Here is a 6,255-nt window from a genome sequence, read left to right as displayed (position 1 = left end):
TTATTGATTAATTGGTGTTATCCTTACCAAGCTGCATGTGTCGCTGCTTCGCTTTATGAAAATGCACTTGTTGTTAATTGTCTTGTTGAGTGTCAAGACTTGGCTGATGAAGTTCTACTTAACAAGAATGGTGATGTTCCTTGGGGGGCTCAAAAACTTTGCAAAATGGCAGCATACAAAGATTTATACGGGAGCGTTCCGGATGAATTTCCAAATGATGATGAATTTAATACGGCTTGGAAAATGTGTTATCACAACTACAAGCTATTGTGCAAAATGAAGCACCCTACGTTACAACAGGTAGCAGATGAGACAAGGTCTGCCTTGAATCATAAAGGTGAGTTTGCAGTTATCCCATTACCGGACACTCGTAACGAAAGCCTCGCTTTGAAGCATATGTTGATGATTCTCTGTATTTCCAAGCTGTTCTCTGCCACCAAATGTTTTGCAAAGGCTGTCGATTGTGCTTCTGATGATCCTGAACATGAGCAATTTTACAGTGAAGCACTAAAAGTGTACTCAAATTTAAAAAGATGTATCGGTGAAAGTAAAATTAAGGATATTTCGATCAAAGCATATGGGTTTAAATTCACATAACAAACTGTTTAAGAGTGGTGAAATTACATGTCAATATGGCAATAACGTCACGACCGGAGCCAGTTCGAGAGTAAGTGTTTTTGGGGAGGGGTGAAGTGGCAAGCTGGGAGGGTTTTGGTGAGTTTAATAGAAATATTGCAAAAAGACCGCGAATGTCCGATTACGCTTCGCTAATCGAACCTACAGCCCTTGCTTCCGGAAAATATCGAATGCTGCAAGGCAGCTTATTTCAAACGTGAGGATCGATGAATCAACCCATGGCGCTCACTGATGGCTACACGTTTTGCATCGCAGGCACCGGTACGGAATACCGCTTGTGCGCTCCCTATCTGCTCCCCGAAGCGGTAGACCCAATAGCCATGCAGGCTGCTGCCAATCAGTCCCTCGACCTACATCCCTGTGCTGCATTGTCACGAGCTGCTTCAAGAGCTCGGAGCGCTGCCGCCTTTATGTTGCTATGTGTGGGACGAGCCGCGTAGGCAGAAGCCATTCTCCGAGAGGTGATCTCCGCGCAGATGGTTTCAGAGGACGATGTTGCTCGCGTTAGCTCAGAACTACGCCTGGTGCAGGTTTTGCAGCGGCTCGATCGTGCAGATGAAGCTGTCAGCTTGGCCACCCAAGTAGTTTGTCGGTTGCAACCAAAATCCCTTATGCGGCATTTCGCACTGCATCATCTTGGCAAGGCTCTCGCACAGACAGGTGCTTATGACAACGCTCGCGCCGTGTTGTCAGAGGCGCTATCTCTACGCTAGGCGCTGGGTAAGAGTGAACTTATCGCATCCACTCTAGAGGCGTTATCGTTGTTGCCCTCAGAAGAACAAGCGGCGCAGCATCCATATGGTCAGACTTGGCATATTGGTCAATCGGGCGAATTTCGTCAGGGCGACTAGCCTTTTCGCGCTGTATTCAGGTCATCACCGCCACAAAAAAATCAGGGAGCCATAGCTCCCTAATCGCTCCACACGGGGTGATTCACTAGCCGATGGCTGGGATTTGTTGCCAGTTGGCTTGCGGCGGACGGCCTTGAGTTCGGCGTTGATAGCGCCAGGCCAGCAGTAGTGGCATACCGAGCAGCAACTGGGCGGCCAGCGGGATCTCCTCGATGGGGGCGGCCAGTGCCCCTTCCGGAATAATGCCCCCCTCAATTTCGGCCGCCAGTTTGAGCTCCAGCGCATTGCCAAAGTCGGCGAAGGTGGTGGCGTTGATAACAAACGCATCCTGACCACCGGCGATATTGTCCACATACCACTCTTGCAGCACGCCATCAGGATAGTCCTGACCGATGGTGATGCCGTTGATGGTGTCGATGCCGGAGGCGAGCAGTTGATCCCGCACGGTGGAGGTGTCCAGCCCGTTGTTCTGGATGCCGTCTCCCGACACATCCATCACCTGGCGGGCGGCGGTGTAGTTGTTGGTATCAAACTGCTGGGCACCAAAGGCCATGGCCGAGCCGGGGGCCGTCATCCCCGCATAGGGGCGCACCAGGTTGTCCAGGGTGGCGGCGAAGTTGTTGATGGAGGTCATGTCGTAGAGGTGGAACCAGTCGGTCATCACTCTTTGCTGGTTGCCACTGCTCCACATGATCATCTGTACGGCGATAGAGCCCAGCTTGCCGCCACTGGTGTTGAGGATGGCGCTTTGTACATCCTGGTTATAAAAGGCGTCCACATAGCCCTGTAACTGCAGATTGAATTCCGATGAACTGACGCTGCCCGACACATCCATCAGCAGTTGCAGTTCGGTATCGACTTCGGTCAAGGCGTATGCGGGGGAGGTTACCAATAGCATCCCCAGCAGCCCTGCCAGCGGTTTGAGTTTCATCGCTCACTCCTTTCCTTGGCTGTAGTGCCAACAGGGTGAATGAATAAACCGTGCCAGCTTTGTTGAATCCTCTGACTTGGCTTGAGCTGGGTGAGGCCGGGCAGGCATGGAACTTGCGACAGCGGTCAAGAGAGCTGATAACCGGCAGGAGTTGCGATGGAGATCCGTCCTTGGCAGTGGGCACCCAACTGGCTGCTGCTTGGTTTGGCCAATCAGTGGGGCATGGTGTGGCTCAATACCGGTCACTTCAACCTGCTGGTGGTGTTGCTGATTGCTATCTGGTGGCAAATTGCATCGCGGGCTGCGCCAAGCTGGCGCCCGCATCCACTGGCGCTCGCCCTGTTTATTCTGCTGATCCTGATCCCCAGCGCCAGTTGCAAGGCGCTGGCCTGTCTGTTGTTGGTGGCCTCGCTGTGGCGCCGTCATCAGAGTGGCGATGAGCGGGCGGTGTTGCAGATTGTGCTCGCCTTTACCGTGGCGGTGTTGTGGGGGCAGCAGGTGTTTGCGTTGCTCTCCGGCCAGGTGCTGGCGCTCGATGCCTGGGGGGTGGGCCAGTGGTTGCAACTGCTGGGCTGGGACATTCGGCTGGATGGCAATCGCATCGAGCGGCTGGGGGGCCATGCCCTCATCGTGCTCAAGGGGTGCTCCTCTTTTTCCCAACTCTATCTGGTGGTGCTCTCCTGGTTGGTCTCCTGCTGCTGGCTGGCGCCGGAGCGCCCCCTCTACCGGCAGTGGCCCATGTTGCTGCTGGTTTGCCTGCTCTATATCGGTGCCAATCAGTTGCGGTTGGTGCTGATGAGCCTGGATCTGCGCTGGTACGGCTGGCTACATACCGGCTCGCTGGCCCAGCTCTACCAGTGGGCAATCATGCTGCTGGTGATGACCATCCTCTTTCTAAGGGGGCGCCATGATGCGTCTATCTAGGGGATATCTGCTGCTGTTGCTGGTGGCCCTGCTCAGTGCTGCTGCTATGGGCTGGCGTTATCAGAATCGGGCGGTCAATGAGGGGGCCAAGCCCATGTTGCTGGAGCTGGTTCAGCAGGGATGGCGCTTGCGGGTGGCCACGCCGGTATTGGGCGGCACCTATGTCAGCTATCAGCTGGCCCATCCCCGCTGTGACGGCCTGCTGCAGGCCATGCTGGTGGCGCCGGATAGCGAGGCGATGTCGGTGACGCTGGCGGGTGAAGGGATGAGCCAAGGGGTGATGTTTTTAGGTGAGTTGCACCAGAGTCCGCCGCTGCTCTCTTACCGGCTCAGCCAGGGTTGGCGCAAGTTGTGGGGGCTGACCCCTTATCCCCTCTATCGGGTGGCCTTGCCAACCTCTTGCCTCGGCCTTATTGCGTCGCCGCTGGGGTGACCGACCCCGGTTCTCCGTTTGGCAGAATGCGGATCAGCAAGGTATTGGGGGCCAGCATGGGGTCATAGCGGGGCTCCAATTCAATGGCGCGAGATCCCAGCAAGCGGGTCAGGGCGGTCAGTCGCACGCTCGCCATCCGCGCACTCTCCAGCATGTCTGTTTGCAGCCCGGGGCCGCTTATCAGCGCAATCCGGGCCGGATCCTTGCGGCCCAAAAACTGATGCAACTGCTGCTCCTGATCCGCCGCAAGTTGCGTCTCCGCTTTCTGGTACTGCAGTTGCAATTGGGGCTGTTCGGCCATTTGCTGTTCCCGCAACTGGTTGAGGATCGGCAGGGTCTCATTGACCGGCTCCTGACGGGTGCAGCCGCTGAGGATCAGCAGCGGCAACATCAGGGGCAACAGGCGGCGCAGGGCGCAGTCTTTGGCTGTGGAGCGGGGAGTCTGGTTGGCCATACGCAGTCACTTCAGGAGGAGGAGTTGGCACCAGTTTGCAATGTTTTCAATCGCTTGGCCAGTTGTTCAATCTCGCTGCGCCACTGGATCCAGGCGGCGGAGGGCAGTTGCTCTGCCACCTGCCAGCGGGTCGGCAGCTGTTCGTGCAGGCGCTCCAGCAGCAGGGCGGCTTCCACTTGATAGCGGGCCTCCTGCTCCAGCCAGGCGAGCCAGCGCAGATCCTCGATGGCTTGCTGCAGCAGCAACAGATCGTGAGAGAGGCGGTGTGCCTCGCAGGCTTGCGGGCCGAGCAGCATAAAGTCGCTCTCTCGTCCATCGGTGGGGTCATAGGGCAGGGCGGTGGGCATGCGGCCATGCCACTGCAAATAGCCCTCGGCGCCACTTTGCCACAGGTAAAAACCGGCGGCTCTCGGAGTACCCAGATTGTAAAACCAGGGGGTGGCCTTGTGCTGGCGCACCCGCGCCACATCGGCCTTGTCGGCGCCAAAACCTGCGTTGATAAGGGCAATCTCCACCTCTGCCAGCAGACCAACCTGATCCGGGTGATTGAAGTGGCCCGCGCGGATCACCGCCGGATCCCGCCGTTTCATCTCCCGCGCCAAGGTGGTGATGGCGGGCAGGGTGGCGAGATCGGGCTCATCAAACAGGCTCCATGCCAGTGGCGGCAAGCCGCTGGCAGTCAGCGCCTGTTGCCGCGCCTGCCACTGTTCGAGCTGGCTGGCAGGGTCGCCCCCCCAGCGTTTGAGCGGGGTATAGGCCAGCAGGGGTGGCACAAACCCAAGCCCGGCCGCCTCTCCCATGATCTCCCGCATCCCCGCCTCATCCTGTGGCAGGGCGGGCGAGAGGCCGCTGATCCCCAGCTTGGCGAGCCGCTCCAGATCGCAACTGCTCGCCGCGGCGATCTGCTGTTGCAGCGCCTCGGGGTTGGGGCTCAGCCAGTTCAGATAAGGGGGGGCTTCGACATAGATACCGACCGGTTTGCTGGCCGCGGGCAGGGTCAGCGGCAGCACCTCGATAGTCAGCGGCAGCTGCACCAGTTGCTGCTGGCTGAGCAGCTGAATATTGCCGAGATAGCGCCCCGCCGGGGCGTCGCGGGGGACTGTGATGTGCAGCACCAGACGCCGTGGCACCCCCGCCTGCAGGGTGAGCCCGGCGATCCCTTCGACCAGCTCCTGATCCGAAGGGACCAGCAAGGTGCCGCTCGCCTGCGGGCGAACCAGATGCCACTGACCGTAATAGGGGGTCAGCGCCAGCGGCGATCCTGCCTGCTCGGGGGGCTGGATCACCAGCAAAGGGGCCGGATCGTCGGTGGCGGCGTGGATGGCAAACTCCAGCAACAGCTGGCTGCCACGGGCCGCCAGCACGGGTTGCGAGGCGTGCTGCAACGCATCTGCCGCAGATGCCGGGGCGATCTGCAGGGTTGGGGCGGCATCCGGGATGGGCGTGAGACTGAGCTGTGCCGGAGTCGGAGCTGGCGCATAGGGGGCCAGGGTCCACTTTTCCAAAAACAGCTGGCGCTGTTTGGTTAGCACCCGAGCGGTGGCGTCGGCCAGCCTCTGTGTATCAGCCTCGGCCTGCATACCATGGCCTTTATTACCCTTCGAGGGGGCGGTTTTGTCGGTGCTGGCCGGATAGGGGGCAAGCAGCAGCCCCGCCAGGTATTTGGCATCCGGTGAGTGACCCACCAGTGTGATAGTGATCGGGCCGCCGGGGTGGCTCAGGGTGACATGGACCGGGCCGCCCTGTCGTGCCCCGAACAGCTGCCAGGGATCCGGATTTGGCAGCGCCTCGCGGGATTGCCCCGCCAGATAGCGCTGTGTTAGCCATTCTTGCGGTTGCCACTGCTCGGCCCAGATGGGCTCGCCATTGACCAGCACGCTGCGCTCGAAGGGGTGGGGCAGGTACTCCCACTCGCCGGGATCATCCAGCCAGAGGGTGAGCTGGTAGCGCCCCTTGGCGCCGTCCAGCCGCACCCCGTCGAGATTGCGCAGGCCATCGCGCACCAGAGCATCGCCGGAGGGGCGCA

6 protein-coding genes are annotated in these 6,255 nt (G+C 59.1%); 3 read left to right on the top strand and 3 right to left on the bottom strand.

Annotated elements, in window-relative coordinates:
• Nucleotides 1-597: hypothetical protein (locus LD28_RS23385; RefSeq protein ID WP_162182393.1), on the top strand; the 597-nt coding region annotated here is incomplete at its 5' end.
• A gap of 975 nt (nt 598-1,572) precedes the next feature.
• Here the strand turns inward: LD28_RS23385 and LD28_RS0110620 are convergent.
• Nucleotides 1,573-2,418 carry a DUF1194 domain-containing protein gene (locus LD28_RS0110620; RefSeq protein ID WP_033136938.1) on the bottom strand — a complete coding sequence of 282 codons (846 nt, stop codon included), beginning with the start codon at nt 2,416-2,418 and terminating at the stop codon, nt 1,573-1,575.
• 156 nt (nt 2,419-2,574) lie between these two features.
• Between LD28_RS0110620 and LD28_RS0110615 the strand changes: the two genes are divergently transcribed.
• A complete protein-coding gene (locus LD28_RS0110615; RefSeq protein WP_033136937.1) occupies nt 2,575-3,342 on the top strand; it encodes a hypothetical protein in 768 nt (255 codons plus the stop codon).
• Complete coding sequence (locus LD28_RS0110610; RefSeq protein ID WP_420911708.1) at nt 3,326-3,775, top strand: hypothetical protein; 450 nt, start codon at nt 3,326-3,328, stop codon at nt 3,773-3,775. The genes LD28_RS0110615 and LD28_RS0110610 overlap by 17 nt, the downstream gene beginning before the upstream one ends.
• On the opposite strand, the gene LD28_RS0110605 is transcribed toward LD28_RS0110610, so the two are convergent.
• Together LD28_RS0110605 and LD28_RS23380 are read right to left on the bottom strand one after the other, a co-directional pair.
• The gene (locus LD28_RS0110605; RefSeq protein WP_033136936.1) at nt 3,753-4,229 is read right to left on the bottom strand and encodes a hypothetical protein; all 477 of its coding nucleotides are present in this window, start codon (nt 4,227-4,229) and stop codon (nt 3,753-3,755) included. The genes LD28_RS0110610 and LD28_RS0110605 overlap by 23 nt on opposite strands.
• An 11-nt stretch (nt 4,230-4,240) precedes the next feature.
• The coding region (locus LD28_RS23380) for a hypothetical protein (protein WP_033136935.1) at nt 4,241-6,255 on the bottom strand (2,015 nt) is incomplete at its 5' end.

Source organism: Aeromonas finlandensis, assembly GCF_000764645.1.
Taxonomy (GTDB): Bacteria; Pseudomonadota; Gammaproteobacteria; order Enterobacterales; family Aeromonadaceae; genus Aeromonas; species Aeromonas finlandensis.
The sequence above is the reverse complement of the archived record's forward strand: the minus strand, read 5'-3'. Positions and strand labels throughout refer to the sequence as shown.